The 21,694-nt window shown below is 65.0% G+C and carries 20 protein-coding genes and 1 pseudogene; 8 read left to right on the plus strand and 13 right to left on the minus strand.

The window, feature by feature from the left end; all coding sequences use genetic code 11:
- Positions 1-49: 49 nt before the first annotated feature.
- The 3 genes from hrpB (at position 50) to BMW66_RS00630 (ending at position 4,603) form a co-directional block, all read left to right on the plus strand.
- Positions 50-2,494: an ATP-dependent helicase HrpB gene (gene hrpB, locus BMW66_RS00620; RefSeq protein WP_093114695.1), complete on the plus strand. Its 2,445-nt coding sequence runs from the start codon at positions 50-52 to the stop codon at positions 2,492-2,494.
- A gap of 82 nt (positions 2,495-2,576) precedes the next feature.
- Positions 2,577-3,035, plus strand: a complete 459-nt coding sequence (locus tag BMW66_RS00625) for an NUDIX hydrolase (RefSeq protein WP_093114696.1) — start codon at positions 2,577-2,579, stop codon at positions 3,033-3,035.
- 83 nt (positions 3,036-3,118) lie between these two features.
- Complete coding sequence (locus BMW66_RS00630; RefSeq protein WP_093114697.1) at positions 3,119-4,603, plus strand: inorganic phosphate transporter; 1,485 nt, start codon at positions 3,119-3,121, stop codon at positions 4,601-4,603.
- Between the two features lie 282 nt (positions 4,604-4,885).
- On the opposite strand, the pseudogene BMW66_RS00635 reads toward BMW66_RS00630, so the two are convergent.
- From BMW66_RS00635 to BMW66_RS00660, 6 genes and pseudogenes are all read right to left on the minus strand, one after another.
- Positions 4,886-7,169: pseudogene (locus tag BMW66_RS00635) on the minus strand (glycosyl hydrolase family 28-related protein).
- Positions 7,170-7,308: 139 nt separating this feature from the next.
- Positions 7,309-7,704, minus strand: coding sequence for a DUF4864 domain-containing protein (locus BMW66_RS00640; protein WP_093114698.1), 396 nt, complete (start codon positions 7,702-7,704; stop codon positions 7,309-7,311).
- Between the two features lie 104 nt (positions 7,705-7,808).
- Positions 7,809-9,386: a lysine--tRNA ligase gene (locus tag BMW66_RS00645; RefSeq protein WP_093114699.1), complete on the minus strand. Its 1,578-nt coding sequence runs from the start codon at positions 9,384-9,386 to the stop codon at positions 7,809-7,811.
- 192 nt (positions 9,387-9,578) lie between these two features.
- Positions 9,579-10,895 (minus strand): cation:proton antiporter, encoded by a 1,317-nt coding sequence (locus tag BMW66_RS00650; RefSeq protein WP_093114700.1) that lies wholly within the window; start codon positions 10,893-10,895, stop codon positions 9,579-9,581.
- Positions 10,896-11,400: 505 nt separating this feature from the next.
- A complete protein-coding gene (locus BMW66_RS00655) occupies positions 11,401-11,811 on the minus strand; it encodes a DUF2147 domain-containing protein (RefSeq protein ID WP_093114701.1) in 411 nt (136 codons plus the stop codon).
- A gap of 144 nt (positions 11,812-11,955) precedes the next feature.
- Positions 11,956-12,339: a DUF2147 domain-containing protein gene (locus tag BMW66_RS00660; RefSeq protein ID WP_093114702.1), complete on the minus strand. Its 384-nt coding sequence runs from the start codon at positions 12,337-12,339 to the stop codon at positions 11,956-11,958.
- 141 nt (positions 12,340-12,480) lie between these two features.
- Here BMW66_RS00660 and hisA point away from each other — a divergent pair, with 141 nt between their 5' ends.
- The 3 genes from hisA to BMW66_RS00675 all read left to right on the plus strand — a co-directional run bounded on the left by hisA (position 12,481) and on the right by BMW66_RS00675 (position 14,495).
- Positions 12,481-13,203 (plus strand): 1-(5-phosphoribosyl)-5-[(5-phosphoribosylamino)methylideneamino]imidazole-4-carboxamide isomerase, encoded by a 723-nt coding sequence (gene hisA, locus BMW66_RS00665; protein WP_093114703.1) that lies wholly within the window; start codon positions 12,481-12,483, stop codon positions 13,201-13,203.
- 216 nt (positions 13,204-13,419) lie between these two features.
- Positions 13,420-14,181 (plus strand): imidazole glycerol phosphate synthase subunit HisF, encoded by a 762-nt coding sequence (gene hisF / locus BMW66_RS00670; RefSeq protein ID WP_093114704.1) that lies wholly within the window; start codon positions 13,420-13,422, stop codon positions 14,179-14,181.
- Positions 14,178-14,495 (plus strand): phosphoribosyl-ATP diphosphatase, encoded by a 318-nt coding sequence (locus tag BMW66_RS00675; RefSeq protein WP_093114705.1) that lies wholly within the window; start codon positions 14,178-14,180, stop codon positions 14,493-14,495. Before hisF ends, BMW66_RS00675 begins: the two co-directional genes overlap by 4 nt.
- Before the next feature lie 63 nt (positions 14,496-14,558).
- On the opposite strand, the gene BMW66_RS00680 is transcribed toward BMW66_RS00675, so the two are convergent.
- The 6 genes from BMW66_RS00680 to mbfA form a co-directional block, all read right to left on the minus strand.
- Positions 14,559-15,032: a CoA-binding protein gene (locus BMW66_RS00680; RefSeq protein ID WP_093114706.1), complete on the minus strand. Its 474-nt coding sequence runs from the start codon at positions 15,030-15,032 to the stop codon at positions 14,559-14,561.
- A 97-nt stretch (positions 15,033-15,129) separates the two neighbouring features.
- Positions 15,130-16,095: a DMT family transporter gene (locus BMW66_RS00685; RefSeq protein ID WP_093114707.1), complete on the minus strand. Its 966-nt coding sequence runs from the start codon at positions 16,093-16,095 to the stop codon at positions 15,130-15,132.
- Between the two features lie 47 nt (positions 16,096-16,142).
- Entirely contained in the window at positions 16,143-16,616 is a 474-nt protein-coding gene (locus BMW66_RS00690) for a YaiI/YqxD family protein (RefSeq protein ID WP_093114708.1), read from the minus strand.
- 3 nt (positions 16,617-16,619) lie between these two features.
- The gene (gene fghA / locus BMW66_RS00695; protein WP_093114709.1) at positions 16,620-17,453 is read right to left on the minus strand and encodes an S-formylglutathione hydrolase; all 834 of its coding nucleotides are present in this window, start codon (positions 17,451-17,453) and stop codon (positions 16,620-16,622) included.
- A gap of 101 nt (positions 17,454-17,554) precedes the next feature.
- Entirely contained in the window at positions 17,555-18,484 is a 930-nt protein-coding gene (locus BMW66_RS00700) for an AEC family transporter (RefSeq protein ID WP_093114710.1), read from the minus strand.
- A 124-nt stretch (positions 18,485-18,608) separates the two neighbouring features.
- Positions 18,609-19,583, minus strand: a complete 975-nt coding sequence (gene mbfA / locus BMW66_RS00705; RefSeq protein ID WP_093114711.1) for an iron exporter MbfA — start codon at positions 19,581-19,583, stop codon at positions 18,609-18,611.
- Positions 19,584-19,708: 125 nt separating this feature from the next.
- Between mbfA and BMW66_RS00710 the strand changes: the two genes are divergently transcribed.
- Complete coding sequence (locus BMW66_RS00710; protein WP_093114712.1) at positions 19,709-20,326, plus strand: TetR/AcrR family transcriptional regulator; 618 nt, start codon at positions 19,709-19,711, stop codon at positions 20,324-20,326.
- 4 nt (positions 20,327-20,330) lie between these two features.
- Here the strand turns inward: BMW66_RS00710 and BMW66_RS00715 are convergent, their stop codons facing one another.
- Complete coding sequence (locus tag BMW66_RS00715) at positions 20,331-21,038, minus strand: NYN domain-containing protein (RefSeq protein ID WP_093114713.1); 708 nt, start codon at positions 21,036-21,038, stop codon at positions 20,331-20,333.
- 320 nt (positions 21,039-21,358) lie between these two features.
- On the opposite strand from BMW66_RS00715, the gene BMW66_RS00720 reads away from it, so the two are divergent.
- Positions 21,359-21,694 carry a DUF2794 domain-containing protein gene (locus BMW66_RS00720; protein WP_093114714.1) on the plus strand — a complete coding sequence of 112 codons (336 nt, stop codon included), beginning with the start codon at positions 21,359-21,361 and terminating at the stop codon, positions 21,692-21,694.

Below are 21,694 nucleotides of genomic sequence, written 5' to 3' on the forward strand. Positions count from 1 at the left end.
CGGGCGCGCCGGGCTGGACGCGCCGCGCGGCTTGGCCGATAAGACGCCCATGACGTCCCTGCCGATCCGCGATGCGATTGCCCCGCTTCTCGACGCCCTGCGCGCGCGAGGCCGCGCTGTGCTTCAGGCCCCGCCCGGCGCGGGCAAGACCACCGTCGTGCCGCTCGAGATGCTGCGCGCCGGGCTGACGCCGGGCCGCATCCTCATGCTGGAGCCGCGCCGCCTCGCCGCGCGCGCCGCCGCAGAACGGATGGCCGAAACCCTTGGCGAGGCGCCCGGCGAAACCGTGGGCTACCGCGTCCGGGGCGACAGCAGGATCGGCAAGGCCACCCGGATCGAGGTCGTGACCGAGGGGATTCTCACCCGCATGATCCAGTCCGACGCCGAACTGTCCGGCATCGGTGCGGTGATCTTCGACGAATTTCACGAACGCTCCCTCAACGCCGATCTGGGCCTTGCGCTCTGCCTTGAGATCGCGGACGCCCTGCGCGAGGATCTGATCCTTCTGGCCATGTCCGCCACGCTCGACGCCGCGCCGGTGGCCGACCTGATGGGCGGCGCGCCGGTCATCACCTCCGAAGGGCGCAACTTCCCGGTGGACATTCGCTGGCGCGACACGCCCCTGCCGCGCGGCGCGCGCCTTGAAGAGGCGACCGCCCGCCTGATCGAACAGGCCGTGGCCAAGACAGAGGGCGGCGTGCTTGTCTTCCTGCCGGGAGAGGGGGAGATCCGGCGCACGCAGGCGCAGCTCATCCTGCCGAAGGGTTGCACGATCCACCCGCTCTACGGCGCCCTGCCCTTCGCGGATCAACGCGCCGCGATCAGCCCCGCAGCCACCGGCCGAAAGATCGTTCTGGCCACGGCCATCGCGGAGACATCGCTCACGATCGAGGATGTCCGCGTGGTCGTGGATGCCGGACGCGCGCGGCGGGCGCGCTTCGATCCCGGCTCGGGCATGTCGCGCCTTGTCACCGAACGTGTCACCCGCGCCGAGGCGACGCAGCGCGCCGGGCGCGCGGGGCGGGTGGCCCCGGGCACCTGCTATCGCCTCTGGACCAAGGGAGAGGAGGGCGCGCTCGCCGCCTATCCGCCGTCGGAGATCGAAAGCGCCGATCTGACCGGGCTCGCGCTGGAGCTGGCCCTCTGGGGCGCGCGGCCCGACGATCTGGCCTTTCTCACCCCTCCCAATCCCGGCGCCTATGCCGAGGCCCAGGCCGTGCTGCACATGCTGGGCGCGCTGGACACGCAGAACCGCATCACCGATCACGGCCGCGCGCTGGCCGCCCTGCCGCTGCACCCCCGGCTGGGCCACATGCTGACGCTGGCGGGCAAGGCGGCGGCGCCGCTGGCGGCGCTTTTGGCGGACCGCGATCCGCTGTCGCGCGGGGCGCCGGTGGATCTGTCGCTGCGGATCGAGGCGCTGACCGACCTCAAGCGCTTCACCGATCGCCGCCCCTGGCAGGTCAGCCGCGCCGCCCTGCGCCGCATCCGCGACGAGGCCAAGCGCCTGTCCCAAAGCGCCCCGGAGACCCCGGACAGGGCCCACAGCCTCGCGGAGATGGCCGCCCTCGCCTATCCCGACCGCATCGGCCTGCACCGCAAGGGCGACGCGCCGCGCTTCGTGCTGTCGGGCGGCAAGGGCGCCGTGATGGACGAAAGCGACCCGCTCGCGGCGGCCCGGCTCATCGTCGTCACCGATACCGACGGCAACCCGCGCGAGGCCCGCATCCGGCAGGCCGTCCGCATCAGCGAGGGCGAAATCCGCGCCCTGTTTGCCGACCGGATCGCCTGGACCGATCTGTGCGACTGGTCGCGGCGCGAGCGGCGGGTCATCGCCCGCCAACAGGAGCGCCTTGGCGCGCTCCCGCTCGACGACCGGATCTGGAAGGACGCGCCTGCGGACGCCATCGCCCGCGCCATGCTGGACGGGGTGCGCGATCTGGGCCTGACCCTGACCGACGCCGCCCGCCGCTTCATCGCCCGCGTGACGCTTTTGCGCGCGGCGGGGCACGATCTGCCCGACATGTCCGAACCGGCCCTGATGGAGACCCTGGAGGACTGGCTCTTGCCGCATCTGACCGGCGTGCGCACGGCCGAGGAATGGAAACGGTTCGACCCGCTTCCCGCGTTGCGCGCCATGCTCGACTGGCCGCAGATGCAACTGCTCGACCGGCTGGCGCCGGCGCATTTCACCACCCCGCTGGGCCGCAAGATCCCCATCGACTATTCCGGCGAACACCCGCAGATCGCCCTGCGCCTGCAAGAGATGTTCGGCCAGACCACGCACCCGGTGATCGCGGGCACGCCCCTGCGCGTCACGCTGCTCTCGCCTGCTGGGCGCCCGGTGCAGACCACGATGGATATTCCCGGCTTCTGGGCCTCATCCTACGCCGATGTGCGCAAGGACATGCGCGGCCGCTACCCCCGGCATCCCTGGCCCGAAGACCCGACGGTGGCCGATCCCACCCTGCGCGCCAAGCGGCGCGGCACCTGAACCAAACTTGCAGCTTCCGCTACGTCGCCCTATATATCTCTGGGTAATAACAAAAAACGCTTGAGCAGGTAGGCAGACAGTCATGGTTGACGTTTTCAGAAAGGCCTGGGCCGAAATGGTCCGGCCCATGCTATCACGCCCCAAGCGGTTTCAGGTGGGCGCGCTCTGTTACCGCGAGGATGACGGTGAGCCGCGCGTGCTGCTGGTGACGAGCCGCGGCTCCGGGCGCTGGATCATCCCCAAGGGATGGCCCATCGACGGCATGGACGCACCGCAGGCCGCGATGCAGGAAGCCTGGGAAGAGGCCGGCGTGGCAGAGGGGCACATCTCCGACGATCCCATCGGCACCTATGATTACGACAAGGAACTCAAGACCGGCCTGCCGGTGGCGGTCGAAACCCTCGTTTTCCCGCTTGAGGTCGAAGCCCTCTCCGACGACTTCCCCGAGGCGCATGAACGCCGCCGCAAATGGGTGTCTCCGGCTCAGGCCGCGAACATGGTGGATGAAGCACAGTTGCAGGACATCCTGCGCCGTTTGTAACAGTTTTATGACAACGCGGGTTGATTTGGCCGTCGGGGTTCTCTAGCCCCCACTCGACTGCATACCTCGGGGGCGCGCCAACCGTGAGCGACAAGAACGACAATCTCGACCATCTCGAAACGCTGGATCGCGACCTGCACCGCTTTTCTCATCTGGAAACGGCGGCGCAATACGTCTCGCGTCCCGCCGTCGGGCCGGGCATCGCGCTGATATTCGTGGTGATCGCCGGGCTCATGGCGGCACTGCTGTTCGGCTCCACCTCCAACACATTGATCGTGGCCGCAGCGGCGGTGTTCGGGGCCTATATGGCGCTCAATATCGGCGCCAACGACGTGGCCAACAACATGGGCCCGGCGGTGGGGGCCAATGCGCTCACCATGGGCGGGGCCATCGCCATCGCCGCTGTGTTCGAAAGCGCCGGCGCGCTGCTCGCGGGGGGGGATGTCGTCTCCACCGTGTCCAAGGGGATCGTGCAGGCCGACGCGGTGGCCAGCACCGGCATCTTCATCTGGGCGATGATGGCGGCGCTGATCTCCTCGGCGCTCTGGGTCAACCTTGCCACATGGGTCGGCGCGCCGGTCTCCACCACGCATTCGGTTGTTGGCGGGGTCATGGGCGCGGGCATCGCGGCGGCGGGCATGGCGGCGGTGAACTGGCCGACAATGGGCGCCATCGCGGCAAGCTGGGTGATCTCGCCACTGATGGGCGGGGCCATCGCCGCGGCCTTCCTGTGGCTGATCAAGTCGCGCATCATCTACCAGGAGGACAAGATCGCCGCCGCCCGCGTCTGGGTGCCGATCCTCGTGGGGATCATGGCCGGGGCCTTCACCACCTACCTCGCGCTCAAGGGCCTCAAGCGGGTGCTCGACATAGGCCTGCCCACGGCGCTTCTGATCGGGCTGGCGGTTGGCGTTCTGTGCTGGATCGTGACCATCCCGCTCACCCGGCGCAAGGCGGTCGGGCTGGAGAACCGCAACAAGTCGCTCAAGGTGCTGTTCGGCCTGCCGCTGGTGATTTCCGCCGCGCTGCTGAGCTTTGCGCATGGCGCCAACGACGTGGCCAATGCCGTCGGCCCGCTCGCCGCCATCGTCCACGCCAGTCAGGAAGGCCAGTTTTCCGCAGAGGTCGCGATCCCGATCTGGGTCATGGTGATCGGCGCCTTCGGCATTTCCTTCGGGCTGTTTCTCTTCGGGCCGAAGCTGATCCGCATGGTCGGCTCGCAGATCACCAAACTGAACCCGATGCGCGCCTATTGCGTGGCGCTGTCGGCGGCCATCACCGTGATCATCGCCTCATGGCTGGGCCTGCCGGTCAGCTCCACCCATATCGCCGTGGGCGGTGTCTTCGGGGTGGGTTTTTTCCGCGAATGGCACGCAGAGCGGCGGATGCGTGAAAGCTCCAACGCCCGCCCCCCCGAACTGCGCATCGCACCCGAGGAACGTCGCCGCCGCAAGCTCGTGCGCCGCTCGCATTTCATGACCGTGATCGCGGCCTGGATCATCACCGTGCCCGCCGCCGCGCTCCTGTCGGGGGTGATCTTCCTGCTGCTCAACGCGGTTCTGGGCTAGGGCCCGCCCCCGGCACCGGCGGCCCAATGCTGATCTGGCCTGCCCCACCGCGAATGCAGAGGGGCGGGCGCGGGAGTTGGCCATAAGGAAACGTTGAGGCTTGGCCCCAATGCGCGGAGTAAAGGCGCATATGCGCCGCCGCGCAGCGCCCGACCGCCCCCTCGGGCGGGGCGCTGCGCGGCTCCTCCCGCATCCCTTGGCTTGCCCTCAAGGCCAGCCGCGCCATACACCAAGACCCCGGACACACCCGTCCGGGGCCTCGCCCGCCATCTCATGGCTGTCTCAATCCATCCGGATCGTGACCGACACCTCGCCGCGCACCGCCTGCTCCCAGTTGAGATGCACCGCGCTGCCGTCGCCGCCCCGCTCTGTGTTGACATAGGGCACCGTGTATTGCGCCACGTTCGCGCCGTTGCGGATCGCGCCTTTCATCACCACCGCGTCCACGCTGCGCGCGCGCCCGCCGAACGGCAGCTGCCCGTCTGTGTCCACCAACCATGTTCCGGCCTCGGTGTTCTGGCTGTGGGTCATGACAAGCGGGCTGTAAACCGGCGTCGTGATCGCGTGATAGGTGTTGCCCGTGAACAGGATGTTCTTGCCCTTGCTCATGTCGAGTCCGGCATAGCTCGTGTCCACCGTGTCAACCCGGTCGATCACCCCGTTGATGGATCGGAACTTGTTGCCCGTCACGGTCAGTCCGCCGATGAAATGATCCTGTCCATGCGGCTTGATCACCAGATAGGAAAACCACGGCGCGACTTCGGACGACAGGAACACGTTGTCGGTGATGCTCAACGCGCTGAAGGAAAAACCGACGGTGAAATCGGGGCGCGCTTCATGCTCGTTGCTCCACTCGATCGTGCAGTTGTCGACGTAGTTGCCCACGATGGAGGTGGAACAATATGTCCGCGTCAGCACGATCCCCGCCAGTCGTATCCCCGCAGAGGCGCTGTCCCCCTGAAAGAAGTGATTGCCGCTCACGACCGAATTGGCCCCGGCCAGCACCGCGAAATGCCGGAACTGCGTCGCCCGGTTGTTGCGCAGCTTCACATCGTTGGCATTGGCGTTGAGCACGAGCGACACCCGATCCTGCGCCAGCTCGCTGCCCTCGCGGCTGAGGAACTGGCACCTGTCCACGAGCATCCCCTGACAGCCTGTGCCGATGGAGGTGATCGCACGATCCCGCGGCCGCGTGAAGAACGTGTCGCGCGCATGAAAGATCAGCCCCGCCCGCGCCAGCATGACCCCGCTGGCATGGCCGTTGCACAGGAAATCCACATCCGCGATCGTGAACCGCGTCAGCTTGTCGAAGCCGCTGAAATCCAGAATGTATTTGAACCGCGTGAAGGTATAGGTCTGCGTGCCCTCCGCATCGAAGAGCGCGCTTGAAAGCGTCACTTCCTGCGTCGCGACGTTCTTGGCCTTCACGTAGACCTCGCGCCCGACGCCGTTGCCCGTCACCAGCGCCCCCACGGGGATATTGGCGACATTGACCACATTGCTCAGCACCTTGGAATCGCTCGCCGAATAGCTCGCCTGCGATGTCACGACATCCGGGTCCCACGCTGGGCCACCACTGACATAGAACTGCCCGTTGCGGATCGTGCGCCGCACCGCGTATTCGGTCCGCGTCGCCACAGCCGCCTGCATGTCCACCGGCGCCGTGATCGTCACCGCGCGCCCGCCCATGTCGAGCGATTCATGGTTGCCGTCGTTCACCAGCGCCTGAAACGCCTTTTTGAAGGCCAGCTCCTCATTGCCGAAGGCGTCGATATAGGCCGGCAGGTGGAAATCCTTGGCCAGCGCAAGGGTCCGGTCATCGGGCATCGTCACCGTGCCTTCGAAGATCACCGGCGACTCCATCGTCACGCTGTCGCCAAGGTAATAAACCCCCTCGGGCACCAGTACCCGCCGCCCGCCGGCGGCCGCGTCCGCCGCCTCGAACGCGGCGCTGTCATCGGTGCTGCCGTCCCCGAGCGCGCCGAAATCGCGCACGTCCACCCGGCTGAGCAGATCGCGGTGAAACACCGCCGTGACATCCTCGATCTCGATATCGTCGATCCGCACCACGCCGCCGTTCGGGCCGGTCAGGTCGATCCCGAAATGCCCGTAGATCGGCTCCGTGCCCCAGACCAATGTCCACCCCGGTGCGCAGCCCGGTGCCGACGATCGCGCTGATCTCCATCACCTCGCCATAGGACGACAGCGCGGTGGATGGCCCCGTCTCCGGCACCCCGCCCACATGCGCGCCGCCCGATGTTCCCGCCCAGGCCGCCACGCGCACCGACGGGAAGTTGCCGCTCACCGCTTTGATCCGCGCGCGCACCCGCAGATAGCACCCCGGCAGGATCGGCGTCTCGCCCATATACCGGAGCTTCTGCGTCGCGTCGGTCTTCAGCACCTCCAGACAGCCGCCGAAATCCTGATCGGCCGGCACGAAGGCGGCATTGGCCGCACCGTCATAGGTGTCCGATCCCGGGGTGCCGTTGCCGCTCGACCACACGTCCAGCCCGTTCGCGAAGGGCGGCGGCATGAAAAGCACGCCATCCGTAATTGCCTTGTTCATTCAAACCCCTTTCCACACGGGCCCCGCGCCCGCGCTCCGTTGTGCGCCATTCTCAGGAACCGGGGTACGCGCCCCGGCGGAAAGGGAAATATCAACACGGGCTTAACGCGCGGTCACATCACCGTCACGGTGCCCTGTCTCACACTGCGGCGCCCGGCGCCTCCAGAACTTGCACCGCGTTGATTTTCCATCCGTTTTCGCCCTCGACCATCTGGTAATCAAGCAGGTGGGTCCGCCCCGCCCGGTCGCGGATCAGCACCTTCTGCCACAGCGCGCCCCCGATCTCGCGCAGGTTGAGATACCGAACCTCGCCGGGCCGCCACACCATCGGATAGCCTTGCCGCACCATCGCGCCGAACCGCTCTGCCGTGCCGAACAGACGGCGGATACCGGGGCTGGCGTGCTCGAAGGCGCCCTCCACGTCATCGGCCTGAAACCGCGCGATCTGATCGGAAATCACCCCTTGGATCGCGGTCTCCTGCGCCAGCGGGGCCGAGGCCCAGAGCACCAGACATATCGCCAGAACATATCTCATCGCATGATCCTCCCGAACCATGAGATAGCGCGCGGCGCTCCGCCGTCCACGGCGCGCGTGGGGCGGGCGCATGCCCGGGTCGCACGCGACCCGGGCGAGATGGATCAGCCCGACAGCTCTCCCGCCAGCGCCCGGTCGATCAGCGTCACGGTCTCGTCAATCCCGTAAAGCGCGATGAACCCGCCGAAACGCGGCCCCTGGCTGGCGCCCAGAAGCACCTCGTAAAGCGCCTTGAACCAGTCGCGCAGCGGCTCGAACCGCTCACGCCCGCAGGCGAAGACCAGCGATTGCAGCGCCTCGGCATCCGCCGGCCCCTCCCATGCGGCCAGCCCGTCGCGCAAGTCCTCCAGCGCCTCGCGCTCAAGCGCGGTGGGCGCTCGGAACACCCGCGCGGGTTTGACGAAATCGTTGTAATAGCGCACCGCGAATTTCGCCGCCGCATCCAGATCGGGATGGGTTTCGGCGCTCGCCTCGGGCGCATAGCGCCGGATGAATCCCCAAAGCGTTTCGGTGTCCTCCGCCCCGGCGACAGAGGCGAGATTGAGAAGCATGGAGAACGGCACCACCAGATTGCTTGCCGGCACGTCCCCGCCATGGACATGAAACACCGGGTTGCTCAACTGCGCCTTGAGATCCTGCGCAGGGTATGCGCGCAACTGCTGGTGATACTCGTCCACCGCCTTGGGGATCACGTCGAAGTAAAGCCGCTTGGCCGACTTCGGCTTCTGATACATGAAATAGCTGAGCGATTCCGGCGCCGCGTAGGTCAGCCATTCCTCCATCGACAGGCCGTTGCCTTTCGACTTGGAAATCTTCTGCCCGGCGTCGTCATTGAACAGCTCGTAGGACAGGCTTTCGGGCGGCCGCTTGCCCAGCGCCCGGCAGATCTTTGTCGATTGCGTAACCGAATCGATCAGATCCTTGCCCGACATCTCGTAATCCACGCCCAGCGCCGCCCAGCGCAGCGCCCAGTCCGGCTTCCACTGCATCTTCACATTCCCGCCGGTGACAGGCACCTCCATACGCTCGCCGTCCGGCTCCTCGTAAACGATCGTGCCTTTCGCCACATTGCGCTCCAGCGTGGGCACCTGAAGCACATGGCCGGTCTTGGGAGAGACGGGCAGGAACGGCGAATAGCTCGCCTGCCGCTCCGGTCCCAGCGTCGGCAGCATGATCTCCATGATCTTGTCGAACCGCTCCAGCGCGACAAGCAGCATCTCGTCGAACCGCCCCGAGGTGTAATACTCCGTCGCGCTCGCGAACTCATACTCAAAGCCGAAGCTGTCCAGAAACGCGCAAAGCCGCGCATTGTTGTGATGGGCAAAGCTCTCATGCGTGCCGAACGGATCGCGCACCCGGCTCAGCGGCAGGTTAAGATCCTGTTTCAACTCCTCCTTCATCGGCAGGTTGGAGGGGATCTTGCGCAACCCGTCCATGTCGTCGGAAAAACAGATCAGCCGCGTGGGAATATCGCTCATCACCTCGAAGGCGCGGCGCACCATCGTGGTGCGCGCCACCTCGCCGAAGGTGCCGATATGCGGCAGCCCGCTCGGCCCGTATCCGGTCTGGAACAGGACATGCCCCTTGTCGGGCGCGCCGCTCTCATAGCGTTTGAGCACCCGGCGCGCCTCCTCGAAGGGCCACGCTTTGGACGCAAGGGCGGCGTCGCGCAATTCGGACATGTCATTCTCCAGCACTACGGGCGATGCCCCGCGCGCCCCATGCGCGCGCAGGCTCCGCGCTTCCTATTGCGCCCTCAAGGCCGGGTCAACATCCGGGCGGATCGCCCCCGATGCCCCCGCTTCATCTTTGCGTCAAATACTCCGGGGTCCGGGGTGGCGCCCCGGGCGGTCGGTCCTAGGCGTGAAGGGCGATCATGAGTCGCCGCCAATGATCGGGGGAGAGTCCGATCGCTTCGTCGTATCGGGCGCTTCGAAATCCTCCCGCCACGGCGACGCATAGCGGTCAACCAGAAAGCTGGTCGCGCCATGAAGAAGGGCCGAGGCGAAGATGGTGTAGGCCACCAACGCCCAAAGCTGGTCCTCGTTGATGAACTCCATGTGCCCGGTTGCGTAGCCGACATAGTAGATCGAGCCGATGCCGCGCACGCCGAAGAATCCGACGATCAGACGGTCTCTCGACGTCATGCCGGTTCGCAGCAGCGACAGCCAGCCCACGAGCGGCCGGATGAACAGGAGCAGTCCAAAGCCGATCAGCGTGTGCCGCCAATCCAGCACCGGCCAGAGTGCTGGCAGGATGCTACCCAGCATCACGAGAAGCAACGCCGTCAGCGCATGCTCCAGAGCCTCGCTGAACGCATGAAGACGCTTGTGGAAGTGGTGCCGTTCCTGCACACGGCGGCATACAAGGCCCGCTGTGAATGCACCGATGAATCCGTAACCCTCGGCAAGTTCGACGATGCCGTAACATAGAAGAACGGCCCCTAAAGCGAGTACGCCGGGCCCGCTTTTCTCGATGGCTATGCTGCCCCATCTGGAAAAGAGGCTCCGGCCCAGTACCCAGCCTACCAGCGCCCCGACCGCCGCTCCTACCGCAATGCGGTAGATCAAGTCGAACGCCACCCATTCGACGAACCAGACCGAGGGATTGGCCCCCTGCGCCGCAATGATCAGCCCCAGATAGACAAAGGGAAATGCGAGGCCGTCATTCAGGCCGGCCTCGGCCGTCAGGGTAAAACGTATCGGATGCTCGCGCCCTTCCAGTGGTGGCCCGACCTGCACATCCCCGGCCAGAACCGGATCGGTGGGCGACAGAACCGCGCCCAGCATGACTGCACCGGCGATTGTCATGCCTGCGAGCGCCCATCCCAGCAGCGCAATCGCAGCGATCGTGAGCGGCATTGCGATCAACAGCAGACGGACGGTTGGTCGCCATCGGCTCCAGCTGCTGACATTGTCGATCCGCAGCCCGGTGGCGAAGAGGACCACAATCACCGCAATCTCGCTCGTGATCTCCCATATGCGCGGCGAAACGGTTGGATCGAGTGCCTGCGGCATCCCCGGGATGAACGTGAAGGCCACCAATCCGAGGATCATCAGCATTGCCGAGGAGGACGCCGCGCGCAGAAAAGCGAAACGCGGTATCAGATAAGCGAGAAAAACAGCTGCGCCCATCGAAGCCATCAGAACATGCGTCGGAGAAACGCCAAAGAACGGGTCGGCTTCGGGCATTGTCAGGCAGCCTCCCAAATGATGCTGATGTGGTATACGGAGCGAAAGCGCGGAGTCAAAGCTGTTTCCGGACCCGTCATGGAAACGACGGGTGTCGCCTTTGCACACGATTGGCTTTGCCTGCCAGTAGGGTCGTCACGTCACAAGAACGGCCCGTTGAGTGTCGGCTGCGGGCCGACCCTGTCGCTACCAATCGTGCCGCGACTGAACGTGTTCCATCGCGGGGTCGGTCAGGTCGGACTCGCCCCCGCCTTCTGCCGCGCGATCGAACAAGACGCCTCGGCCTCGACGGAAGGCCGCTGTGCCCCCTGCCGGTCCGCACGGTGGGGGCGCATCCGTTCCGGGTCGCATCTTAACCCGAACGTCACACCTTCCCACCGCGCGCCCCGTTAACGGGCCGAATCTGGAAAACGATACCGACGCGATACCGACAAAATACCGACGTTTTACAGCACAGGGTTTTTCGGCGTTAACAATAGCTTGAGGTGATTCGCCCCGATGGGGCCTACTGCACCCTTTTCCAGACCTGCGACTGACAGATCATCAGCACGCATCCCTTGACGGTCAACTCGTCTCCCTTGACCGTCATCTTCGCATTGTAGGTCCGGTCGTGCGCCGGCACCCAGGCCATTCCGCCATAGGTATTGCCCTCGATCTTCGTCAGATCCCAGAACACCCGCTTGCCGACATTGGGCGTCATCACCGGCTCGCCATCGCTGTCGAAGGCCCGCACAATGCTTCCGCAATACGCATCACCGCAGCGTTCCGTCTCGACATGCGCCACCTGCCCCTTTCGGTCGGGCGGGGTCAGCCACACACCAAGCGGCGTTTGCGCCGCCCCGGCACCCGCGACAACAGAAAAGGTCACCGCCGCTGCCAAGGCTGCGCCGATTTTTCGCAATGAATTCATATTCATAACATGATCTCCTTGCTCGCCCGCGCGATTCGCCGGGCTAGAGCATCGCAGATCATATCACATCGCGGGTGGCCAGACTGCGCCGCCGGAACACACCCGCGCCCGTCGGCGGAATTCAGCGGAGCGGTCGCGGCAGACCGGGGCCTATTTCACCCGCGCCCATGTCTGCTCCTTGCAGAACACAGCGACACAGCCCGACACGCCAAGCCGGTCCCCCTTCAACTCCATCTTGGAGCGGTAGACCTTGTCGGTCGAGGGCTGCCAGATCTTGCCGCCGCCATACGTCCCGCCGCCCTTCGGCTCCATGTCCCAGACAATCCGCTTGCCCTTGTTGGGAGAGTCGTACTCGCCTCCGGACCGGAAGGTCCGCGCGATCACCCCGCAGATGGCCTCGCCACATTTATCCATGTTTACATGGGCATAGGCACCGTCATCCACTTGTGTCTGCCAGACGCCGAGAACCGGATCGGCCCCCGCCGTGCCCGCCAGACCCGTCGCCACCGCGGCGGCCAGAACCATCGCTTTCATCTCGGTTTCCTCCCTCGTTTACAGACGCGAGTCTGACCCCCCGCTTCGATTCCGATCAACCCTCACTTTGCGTCACGTTGCATTTCCGCGCGCCCCATGCCAAACCCCGCGCGACCCTTCCGTGTGACAGGATGCAGCGCCATGATCCTCTACCCCGCGATCGACCTCAAGGACGGCCAGGCCGTGCGCCTCGTGCATGGCGACATGGAGCGGTCCACGGTGTTCAACGACGATCCCGCCGCCCAGGCGAGAAGCTTCGTCGCGGCAGGATGCGAATGGCTGCATCTCGTTGATCTCAATGGCGCTTTCGCCGGCGCCCCCGTCAACGCCGCGCCGGTCGAGGCGATCCTGCAAGGCACCGACGTGCCCGCTCAGCTTGGCGGCGGCATCCGTGACATGGCCACCATCGAGGCGTGGCTTTCGAAGGGTCTGGCGCGCGTTATCCTTGGAACCGTGGCGGTGGAAAATCCCGCCCTCGTGCGCGAAGCTGCCCGCGCCTTTCCGGGGCAGGTCGCCGTCGGGATCGACGCCCGCAATGGCCGGGTCGCGACAAAGGGCTGGGCCAAAGTCACCGATGTGGACGCCACCGAACTTGCCAAGAGCTTCGAGGATGCGGGCGTCGCGGCGATCATCTACACCGACATCCTGCGCGATGGCGCCATGAAGGGGCCGAATACCGAGGCGACGGCGGCCCTCGCCAACGCCGTCTCGATCCCGGTGATCGCCTCTGGCGGCGTGTCCTCCCTCGATGATCTGCGCGCCCTGAAGTCCTGCGGTGCGCCGCTCAACGGCGTGATCTCGGGCCGGGCCCTTTACGACGGGGCGCTCGACCTCGGTAAGGCTCTGAAACTGCTGGCGGATTAATCCCCCATGGCCGTGGCACGTCCCGCGAAACCTCTACCCTATCGATGTCGTCGCCCGACGCCGGCGCGCCCTGCCCTGCAACGCAAACTGCGATGATCGCAAAAACCCGCCGCATCTCTCCCTCCTTTGGTTTCAATACCGATAGCGGCAATCCTCTGGAAACCCGGCGCGTTTGCACATAAACAATTCCGTAAACACCCGGACCAAGGCCGTTTCATGCTGAAAACCCGCATCATCCCCTGCCTCGACGTGGCTGACGGCCGCGTGGTCAAGGGCGTGAACTTCGTGGACCTGCGCGACGCGGGCGATCCGGTCGACGCGGCCCGCGCCTATGACGCCGCCGGTGCCGATGAGATCTGCTTTCTCGACATCCACGCCACGCATGAGAATCGCGGCACGATGTTCGACGTCGTCCGCCGCACGGCAGAGCAATGCTTCGTCCCGCTCACTGTCGGCGGGGGTGTGCGCACGGTCGAGGATGTGCGCGCCCTGCTGCTGGCCGGCGCCGACAAGGTGAGCTTCAACTCCGCGGCCGTGGCCGACCCCGACGTGGTGCGCCGCGCCGCGGACCAGTTCGGCAGCCAGTGCATGGTCGTCGCCATCGACGCCAAGACCGTGGCCCCCGGAAAATGGGAAATCTTTACCCACGGCGGACGCAAACCCACCGGCATCGACGCGGTGGAATTCGCCCGGCTGGTGGTGGAGAAAGGCGCGGGTGAGATTCTGCTCACCTCGATGGATCGCGACGGCACGCGCGCGGGTTTCAACCTTCCGCTCACCCGGGCGATCTCGGACGCGGTGAATGTGCCGGTCATCGCCTCGGGCGGGGTCGGCACGCTCGATCACCTTGTCGAAGGGGTGACCGAGGGCGGAGCCTCCGCCGTTCTGGCCGCCTCGATCTTCCATTTCGGCGAATACTCTATCCGCGAGGCCAAGGACCACATGGCCGCCGCCGGTATCCCCGTGAGGCTGACATGAGTATACTGCACGACCTCTCCGCCACCATCGCCGCCCGCGCAGGCGGCGATCCGGACACAAGCTGGACCGCGAAGCTGCTGGCCAAGGGCCCCGAAAAAGCCGCCGAGAAATTCGGCGAAGAAGCGGTCGAGGCGATCATCGAGGCGGTGAAGGACGACCGCGACGGCCTGATCCGCGAGGGCGCGGATGTGCTCTTTCACTTCCTCGTCATGCTGCAGGCGCGCGGTGTCACGCTCGAAGAGGTGGAGGCCGAACTGGCCCGGCGGCAAGGCACCAGCGGCATCGCCGAAAAGGCTACGCGCCCCCAAACCTGAGGCCCGTTTGCGGGACGGCGGGCGGGGCGCCTTCCGGCGCAGCCGGAACAGCGCCGCATGCCGTCACAGCTTCGAGGATATTCTCCCGGTGGCGAAGCCGCCCATGCGCAGCTCGCCGAAAAGCCGCTGGTATTCGATCTTGGGGCAACGGTTCTGGATCACGGTCACCCCGGCGGCCCGCGCCTTTGCGGCGGCCTGCGGGTGGCTGACCCCGATCTGCATCCAGATCACGTCAAGCCCCGGCAGGGCCTCCAACGCCTCATCAACGATGCCGGGCACGGCCTCGGGCCGACGGAAGATATCCACCATATCCACCTTGCCCTCTATGTCGGACAGCGAGGAAACGACCGACTGCCCGAACAGCGCCTTGCCCGCGTGGCCGGGGTTGACCGGCACCACGTCATAGCCCTTCAGGCAGAGATAGCGCGCCACGTAATAGCTCGGCCTGACCGGGTTGAGCGACACGCCCACCACGGCCACGCGCTTCACGCGGCGCAGGATGTCTGACAGGTGATCGTCGGTATAGCTTTCGTCCATGTCGGCAGGCTAGTCCAAATGGCGGATCGCTGGAAAGCGGATTCTTGGGAAGATGTTCGGCCCCGCGCCAACCGCCGGACCCCGTGCCCTGTATCACTCAGCGGCGTGTGCGGGGGAAGGATGGTTGCGGACGGCTTGCCCGCCCCTCGCGCCACGCCACGAACACCCCGGCCCCGACGATCAGGATCATCCCGGCCCAGGCCACCAGATCGGGCCATTCCCCGAACACCAGCAACCCCAGAAGAATCGCCATCGGCATCGCGGCATATTCCAGCGGCGCAATCACGCTCGCCTCGGAAATGCGGTAGGCTTGGCTGATGAAGAACCCGCCAAGCGCGCTGCATATGCCCAGCAGGACCAGAAGCGGGTAGTCCCCTGAATCCGGCCAGATCCAGCCGCGCAGGACAAACTCGAACATCTCGCCGCCCTGCCCCGAAAGCTGTCCATTCCCAAGTCCAAGGCCGATTGCCCCGCTCACGAAAATGAAGGTGATCTGGATATAGACCGACATCGTCGCGGCGCTTTCCGTCCCGCCGATCCTGCGCGTCAGAATATGCAGGAAGGCATAGCCAAGCGCCGCCGCCAGTGGAAACAGCAATGCCACCTGAAACCCCGCCGCGCCGGGTCGCAACATGATCAGAACCCCGATCAGGCCCGCCACGACCGCCCCCCAGCGGCGCGGCCCGGCCTTTTCCCCAAGGATCAGAACCGACAACGCGGTGATCAGAAGCGGGCTGATGAAGAACACCGCGACCGCCTCCGCGAGCGGCATGAGTGACAGGCCGAGAAAGAAGGTCATATTGGCGAATACCACGCAGAAGCCCCGCAAGACGTGCATCCCGAGTCGGCGGGTGCGCAGCACGCGAAACCCGCCATCCAGCGGCACGATCACCACCAGAAGCAGGATAATCGCGATGATGGACCGGATCAGAACGATCTGATGCAGGGCATAATCGCCACTGAGAAACTTGATCGCCGCGTCGTTGATCGAAAAGAACAGCACCCCCAAGAGAGCGGAAATTGCACCCAGGCCGATGCGGTTGTCCGAAATATCCTTGGTCATCGAAATCGTCCTTTCGGACGGATCTGATCACGCCCGGCGGCGACAATCTAGCCCGGACGTGATGTCTTTTTTCGCTCTGTCTCCGCCGCGCGGAGCGTCCGTTCAAGCGCGTCGAGGAAGCGCGAGCGATCGGCGCGGGTGAACCCCTTGCCGCCACCCTGCCGAAACGGATCGGCGGCGCGGATGTCCGCCATGAGATCACGGGTGGCCAGAATATTGCCGATATTCGCCTCGGTCAGCGGCTCGCCAGTGTGTTTGAGAACCTTCGCCCCCGCCTCCACGCATTTCGCCGCCAATGGAATGTCCCCGGTCACCACCACATCGCCGTGCCCCGCGCGATCCGCGATCCACATATCTGCCACATCCGGCCCGTCGGGCACGATCACCGTCTCCACCAACGGGTTGGCCGAAGGTCGCAGCCCTCCGTTCGAGACAACGTAAAGCGTCACGCCGTGCCGTGTGGCCACACGCTCTGCCTCGGCCTTCACCGGGCAGGCGTCGGCGTCGAGATAGACGCTCACGGCTCACCCGGCATAGAGCGCCTCAGCGTGGAAGGCGACGTGATCCTCCATAAAGCTGGAGACGAAGAAATAGCTGTGATCGTATCCCTTCTGAAGACGCAGGCTCGCCACCTGCCGCCGCTCCACCACGGCATCGGCCAGCGCCGCGGGGCGCAGAAAGTCATAGAACTGATCGTCCGTGCCGGTATCCACAAGCACCGGCCCGTCAAAGCCGCGCTCGCGCATCAGGTGGCTGGCGTCATGCGCGGCCCATTGCGCCTCATCGCCGCCCAAATAGGCCGCGAACTGCTTGGCGCCCCAGTCGCTCGCCATCGGGTTGCAGATCGGTGCGAAGGCCGACACCGACCGGAACCGCCCCGGCAGCGACATCGCCAGCGTCAGCGCGCCATGCCCGCCCATCGAATGGCCCGTGATCGCCTGCCGCGCCATGTCGAGCGGGAATTCCTCCTGCAACATCGACGGCAGATCCTCTGCCACGTAATCCCACATGCGGTAATGCGGCGCCCAAGGCTTTTGCGTTGCGTTCACATAGAACCCCGCCCCCTGCCCCAGATCGAAGGCGTCGTCGTCGGCCACCGCGTCGCCGCGCGGGCTTGTGTCGGGGAACACCAGCGCGATCCCCTGCTCGGCGGCCCAGCCCTGCGCGCCTGCCTTCACCATCGCGTTTTCATGCGTGCAGGTCAGGCCCGACAGATACCACAGCACCGGCACCGGGCCATCCCTTGCCTCCTCCGGCAGGAAAAGCCCGAAGGTCATCTCGCAGCCGCAGCTATGCGAACTGTGCCGGTAAACGCCCTGCACACCGCCGAATGCGCGGTTCTCGGAAATCACGTCCATGGCAAGCCTCCTGTCTGCTTCGCCTCATGGCTAGCCCATGCCGCCGCGGCACGGCAAGCCGATTGCGACAACGCGTGCCTGAAATTCGCCGAAGCGCCCGGCTATAACCCGCTGACAAGCGCCACAGCGACAGACACGGTGAGGACACTCAGCACCGTGGAAATCAGAATCGCCGCAGAGGCACGGTGGGGCGCGACCCCGTAATGCTGCGCAAGGATATAGACGTTGCCCGCCACCGGCAGCGCGGCGGCAGAGATCACGACGCCCGCCGGATAGCTCTCGATCGGGAAAAGCACCAGAACCCCGATTGCCACGAAAGCCGGATGCAGCACCAGCTTGCAGAAACTCAGCCATCCGGCGATATGCATCCGCTCCGCCGATTTGGACGCCAGCGACGCGCCAATCGCGAAAAGCGCGCCGGGCGTCGCCGCGGCCCCCAGAAGGCTCAGGAACTCATTGAACGGCCCCGGGTTCGGGATATCCAGCGCCGACCACAAAAGCCCCGCCGAAATGGCCACGATCATCGGGTTGCGCAGCAGGCCAAGCCCAACCGTCCGCAAAATGCGAAGCGACATCCGCCCGTCCCGCGCGCCGGTGATCAGGATCACGATGAGCGAGGAGAAGACGATCAGATCCACCGACAGCACAAGCATCACCGGCCCGACCGCCGCCTCGCCCAGCAAAAGCACCAGCATCGGAACGCCCAGAAACCCGACATTGCCGATCACGGCGCATTGCGCCTCCATTGCCGCCGTCGGTACGTCGAGCCGGCGCAGGAACGCCACCGCAGAGGCGATCCCGTAAACCACCCCCGTGCCCCACAGGTATCCCGCCACCAGCGTCCAGTCGAGCACTTCGCCAATCGACAGGTTGGCGGAAAACCGGAACAACATGGCCGAGAGAGCGAAGTAAAAAACGAACTTCGTCAGATAGGCGGTCGCCTCTTCGCTGAAAAACCGGGTCCGCCCAGCCCAGTATCCAAGACCGATCAGGGCAAAGAAGGGCAGGGTTTTCAGGAAGATGTCCAGCATTGGCGGCGGCAGCCTCTCCGGGGTGAGTGTCTTGCCGCGTTTGTCCTGACAAAACTCCGCGATGTCCAGTGCGTTCGGGAAAACCCCGCCGCCCTGTCACCAACGGGTGCCACCCGAGCCGCTGCTACCCGCTCCCGATCAGGACACCGGCGGCAAAGACCAGCGCGCCGCCCAGCACGACCTGAAACGCGGCGCGGAAGAACGGCGTTTCCATGAAACGGTTCTGAATCCAGGCGATCGCCCAAAGCTCGATGAAAACGACGACCACCGCGATGCTCGTGGCGGTCCAGAAATCCGGGATGAGATAGGGCAGCGCATGACCCAGCCCGCCGAGTGTCGTCATCACCCCCGACGCCACCCCGCGCTTGATCGGCGATCCGCGCCCCGAAAGCGCCCCGTCATCGGAGGCCGCCTCAGTAAAGCCCATGGAAATGCCAGCCCCCACCGACGCCGCCAAACCGACAAGGAAGGTCGTCCAGGTGTCCTGCGTGGCAAAGGCCGTGGCAAAGATCGGCGCCAGCGTACTGACCGACCCGTCCATCAACCCGGCAAGGCCCGGCTGCACCCATGTCAGGATGAACCGCCGCCGTGCTGTGAAATCCTCACTCTCGCGCGTATCAGGGTCGAGATGTTCCTGTGCCAGCGCATGTGCGGTGTCCTGATGCCCGGCCTCCGCCGCCGCCAGATCGCCCAACAGCCTGCGCGTCGCGGCATCGCGCGTGCGCTCCGCCGCCGCGCGATAGAACCGCTCGGCGCTGCGCTCCATGTCCGCGGCCTCCTCGCGCATCCGCTCCACGCCAAGGGTCTGCATCACCCAGACCGGCCGCCGCGTGTAGGCGCCGGCCACATGCTCGCGCCGGATCAGCGGAATGGTCTTGCCGAATCTTTCCACATGCAGGTCTATGAGACTTTGGCGATGCTCATCCTCTTCGGCGGCCATTCCCTCGAAAACCTTGGCGGTGCCGGGGTATTCCTCGCGCAACAGATCGGCATAGTTGCGAAAGATTCGGGCGTCGTCCTCTTCGTTGGAAATGGCCAGCGCGATCAGTTCCTGCTCCGTCAGATCGCTGAACCGCCGCTGCTGAGAGAATAGGCGCATGGACTTACCCTTCATTAGAACGATTCTAATTTATCGTCGCGTTGTCGCGCCTGCAAGCCCGCCTGTGCCTTGCCGAAACTGAACCAATCAGTTTATATTCAGAGATTGAAAGGTTCCATGACTCGATGAAAACACAGGCCCCCGCGATCCACAAAGGACGCAAATACCAACAGGTTCTGGACGGCGCCCGGCAGATCTTCATGCGCGACGGCTTTGAAGGAGCGAGTGTCGATGACATCGCCCGCACCGCCGGGGTCTCCAAGGCCACGCTCTACAAGTATTTTTCCGACAAGCGTGTGCTTTTCATGGAGATGGCGCGCATCGAATGTGGCCAGCAGGCCCAGTCCCTTGTCGACGAGGTTGATTTCGACGCCCCGGTGGGCCGTGTGCTCGAACAGATCGGGCGCGGCTTCCTGCGCATCGTTCTGTCGGACTTTGGCAAGCGAATCTTTCGGATATGCGTTGCGGAATCCGACCGTTTCCCGGAACTCGGTCGCCGCTTTTACGAAAGCGGCCCCGGAGCGATGCGCGCGGGGATGATCGGGTTTCTGACCTGTGCGATCCAGCGTGGGCAATTGCAAATCGACGACCTGGAGCTTGCCGCCGATCAGTTTCCCGAGCTTTGCCGCGCCGATCTCTTTCCGCGTCTGGTCTTCGGGCTCAGCGATGAATTCACAGAGGCGGAAATCGACCGCGTGGTGAAGGGCGCGGTGCAAACCTTCCTCGCCCGCTACGCAGCCTGATGCCCTAAAGCGCCCGCGCCTTGAGAACGCCATCCACTGTCTTGATCTCGAATTTTCCGCTCTTGCGGATCAGGGTGCTGAGGTTCGGGCAGCCATAGGTGCGCGTGTCGAAATCGGGGTTGGCGGTGGTGATGAACTGACCCAGCGGGCCAAGCGAATACCATTCCGCCTCCTGATCTATGGCCCGCATCGCCATCGTGATGAGCGGCACGGCCTTGGAAGGTGAGATTTTCTTGACCTCCGCGCCGGGCTTTTCCACCGCTTCTTCGCCGACAAGGTTTTCGACAAAGATGAACCGCTTGCACGCTTTGCGAAACGCCTCCGGCGTCTTGCGCTCCCCGATTCCGTAAACCTCAAGCCCCTGTTCGCGGATGCGGCTGGCCAGCCGTGTGAAATCGCTGTCGGACGACACCAGAACGAAGCCGTCGAACCGGCCGGAATGCAGAATATCCATCGCGTCGATCACCAGCGCGATGTCGCTGGCATTCTTTCCGATGGTGTTGGCAAATTGCTGATGCGGCACGAGGGCGAGAGAGGCAAGCCGATCCTTGGACCAACCCTGCGTGGTGCCGCCCGAGAAATCGCCGTAGATGCGACGGATGCTGGCCTCGCCCAGAGACGCGATCTCCTCGAATATCGCCTCGGCGTGGCGCGCGGGTACATTGTCGGCATCAATCAGGACGGCCAGCAGGGGGGTGGTGCCTTCGGGCAATTCGCTCTCCAGTTCAGACTTGGCTCAAACGTGTTGGCGCAGCGGATCGAATGTCGCAGATCCGTATCCTGATCTCAATACTGCACGACGGCGCAGGCGCCCGTATCTGTTCTGATGTCGGAAAGAAAAGGCCCCCGACGACGCGGACTGGGTGGGGGCAATTAAGCCGCGCCGCCGGGGGTAGCGTATATTCCGCTATGAGTTGGACACTGCCTGTGCCCGGCGGCGATTCCTGGGAACCGCCGTGGCCGTTTGAGGATAAAATTGCGACCTTTCCGGGGCAGGGTTGATTTCCCGATGAAATCAGACAACTCTGGGGTATGAACATGCCCACGCCCTTTCCCCGCGAAGTGCCGGCCCAGGTCGCCTTTCACCGGAGCGAGCTTGGCATCATACTGTCGCTCTACGGACGAATGGTCGCAGCGGGCGAATGGCGCGACTACGGCATTTCCCATCTGCGCGATGTCGCCGTTTTCTCGGTCTTCCGGCGAACCGCCGAACACCCCCTCTACCGGATTGAAAAGCGCCCCGCCCTGCGCAACCGTCAGGGGCTCTATGCGGTGATCGGCATGGACGGGCAGGTGCTCAAACGCGGGCACGACCTGAAGGCGGTGCTTCGTGTTCTCGAACGCAAGCTGATCCGCCCGGTGGACTGA

Origin of the sequence: Salinihabitans flavidus (assembly GCF_900110425.1) — a bacterium.
Classification (GTDB): Bacteria; Pseudomonadota; Alphaproteobacteria; order Rhodobacterales; family Rhodobacteraceae; genus Salinihabitans; species Salinihabitans flavidus.

What these genes read in the sequence shown, in the direction of transcription:
- hisA (WP_093114703.1), top strand. Translation starts at nt 12,481, where the DNA reads ATGATCCTCTACCCCGCGATCGACCTCAAGGACGGCCAGGCCGTGCGC.
- BMW66_RS00625 (WP_093114696.1), top strand. Translation starts at nt 2,577, where the DNA reads ATGGTTGACGTTTTCAGAAAGGCCTGGGCCGAAATGGTCCGGCCCATG.
- BMW66_RS00675 (WP_093114705.1), top strand. Translation starts at nt 14,178, where the DNA reads ATGAGTATACTGCACGACCTCTCCGCCACCATCGCCGCCCGCGCAGGC.
- hisF (WP_093114704.1), top strand. Translation starts at nt 13,420, where the DNA reads ATGCTGAAAACCCGCATCATCCCCTGCCTCGACGTGGCTGACGGCCGC.
- hrpB (WP_093114695.1), top strand. Translation starts at nt 50, where the DNA reads ATGACGTCCCTGCCGATCCGCGATGCGATTGCCCCGCTTCTCGACGCC.
- mbfA (WP_093114711.1), bottom strand. Translation starts at nt 19,583, where the DNA reads ATGCGCCTATTCTCTCAGCAGCGGCGGTTCAGCGATCTGACGGAGCAG.
- BMW66_RS00685 (WP_093114707.1), bottom strand. Translation starts at nt 16,095, where the DNA reads ATGACCAAGGATATTTCGGACAACCGCATCGGCCTGGGTGCAATTTCC.
- fghA (WP_093114709.1), bottom strand. Translation starts at nt 17,453, where the DNA reads ATGGACGTGATTTCCGAGAACCGCGCATTCGGCGGTGTGCAGGGCGTT.
- BMW66_RS00640 (WP_093114698.1), bottom strand. Translation starts at nt 7,704, where the DNA reads ATGAGATATGTTCTGGCGATATGTCTGGTGCTCTGGGCCTCGGCCCCG.
- BMW66_RS00680 (WP_093114706.1), bottom strand. Translation starts at nt 15,032, where the DNA reads ATGGACGAAAGCTATACCGACGATCACCTGTCAGACATCCTGCGCCGC.
- BMW66_RS00655 (WP_093114701.1), bottom strand. Translation starts at nt 11,811, where the DNA reads ATGAATATGAATTCATTGCGAAAAATCGGCGCAGCCTTGGCAGCGGCG.
- BMW66_RS00700 (WP_093114710.1), bottom strand. Translation starts at nt 18,484, where the DNA reads ATGCTGGACATCTTCCTGAAAACCCTGCCCTTCTTTGCCCTGATCGGT.
- BMW66_RS00645 (WP_093114699.1), bottom strand. Translation starts at nt 9,386, where the DNA reads ATGTCCGAATTGCGCGACGCCGCCCTTGCGTCCAAAGCGTGGCCCTTC.
- BMW66_RS00710 (WP_093114712.1), top strand. Translation starts at nt 19,709, where the DNA reads ATGAAAACACAGGCCCCCGCGATCCACAAAGGACGCAAATACCAACAG.
- BMW66_RS00660 (WP_093114702.1), bottom strand. Translation starts at nt 12,339, where the DNA reads ATGAAAGCGATGGTTCTGGCCGCCGCGGTGGCGACGGGTCTGGCGGGC.
- BMW66_RS00720 (WP_093114714.1), top strand. Translation starts at nt 21,359, where the DNA reads ATGAACATGCCCACGCCCTTTCCCCGCGAAGTGCCGGCCCAGGTCGCC.
- BMW66_RS00650 (WP_093114700.1), bottom strand. Translation starts at nt 10,895, where the DNA reads ATGCCCGAAGCCGACCCGTTCTTTGGCGTTTCTCCGACGCATGTTCTG.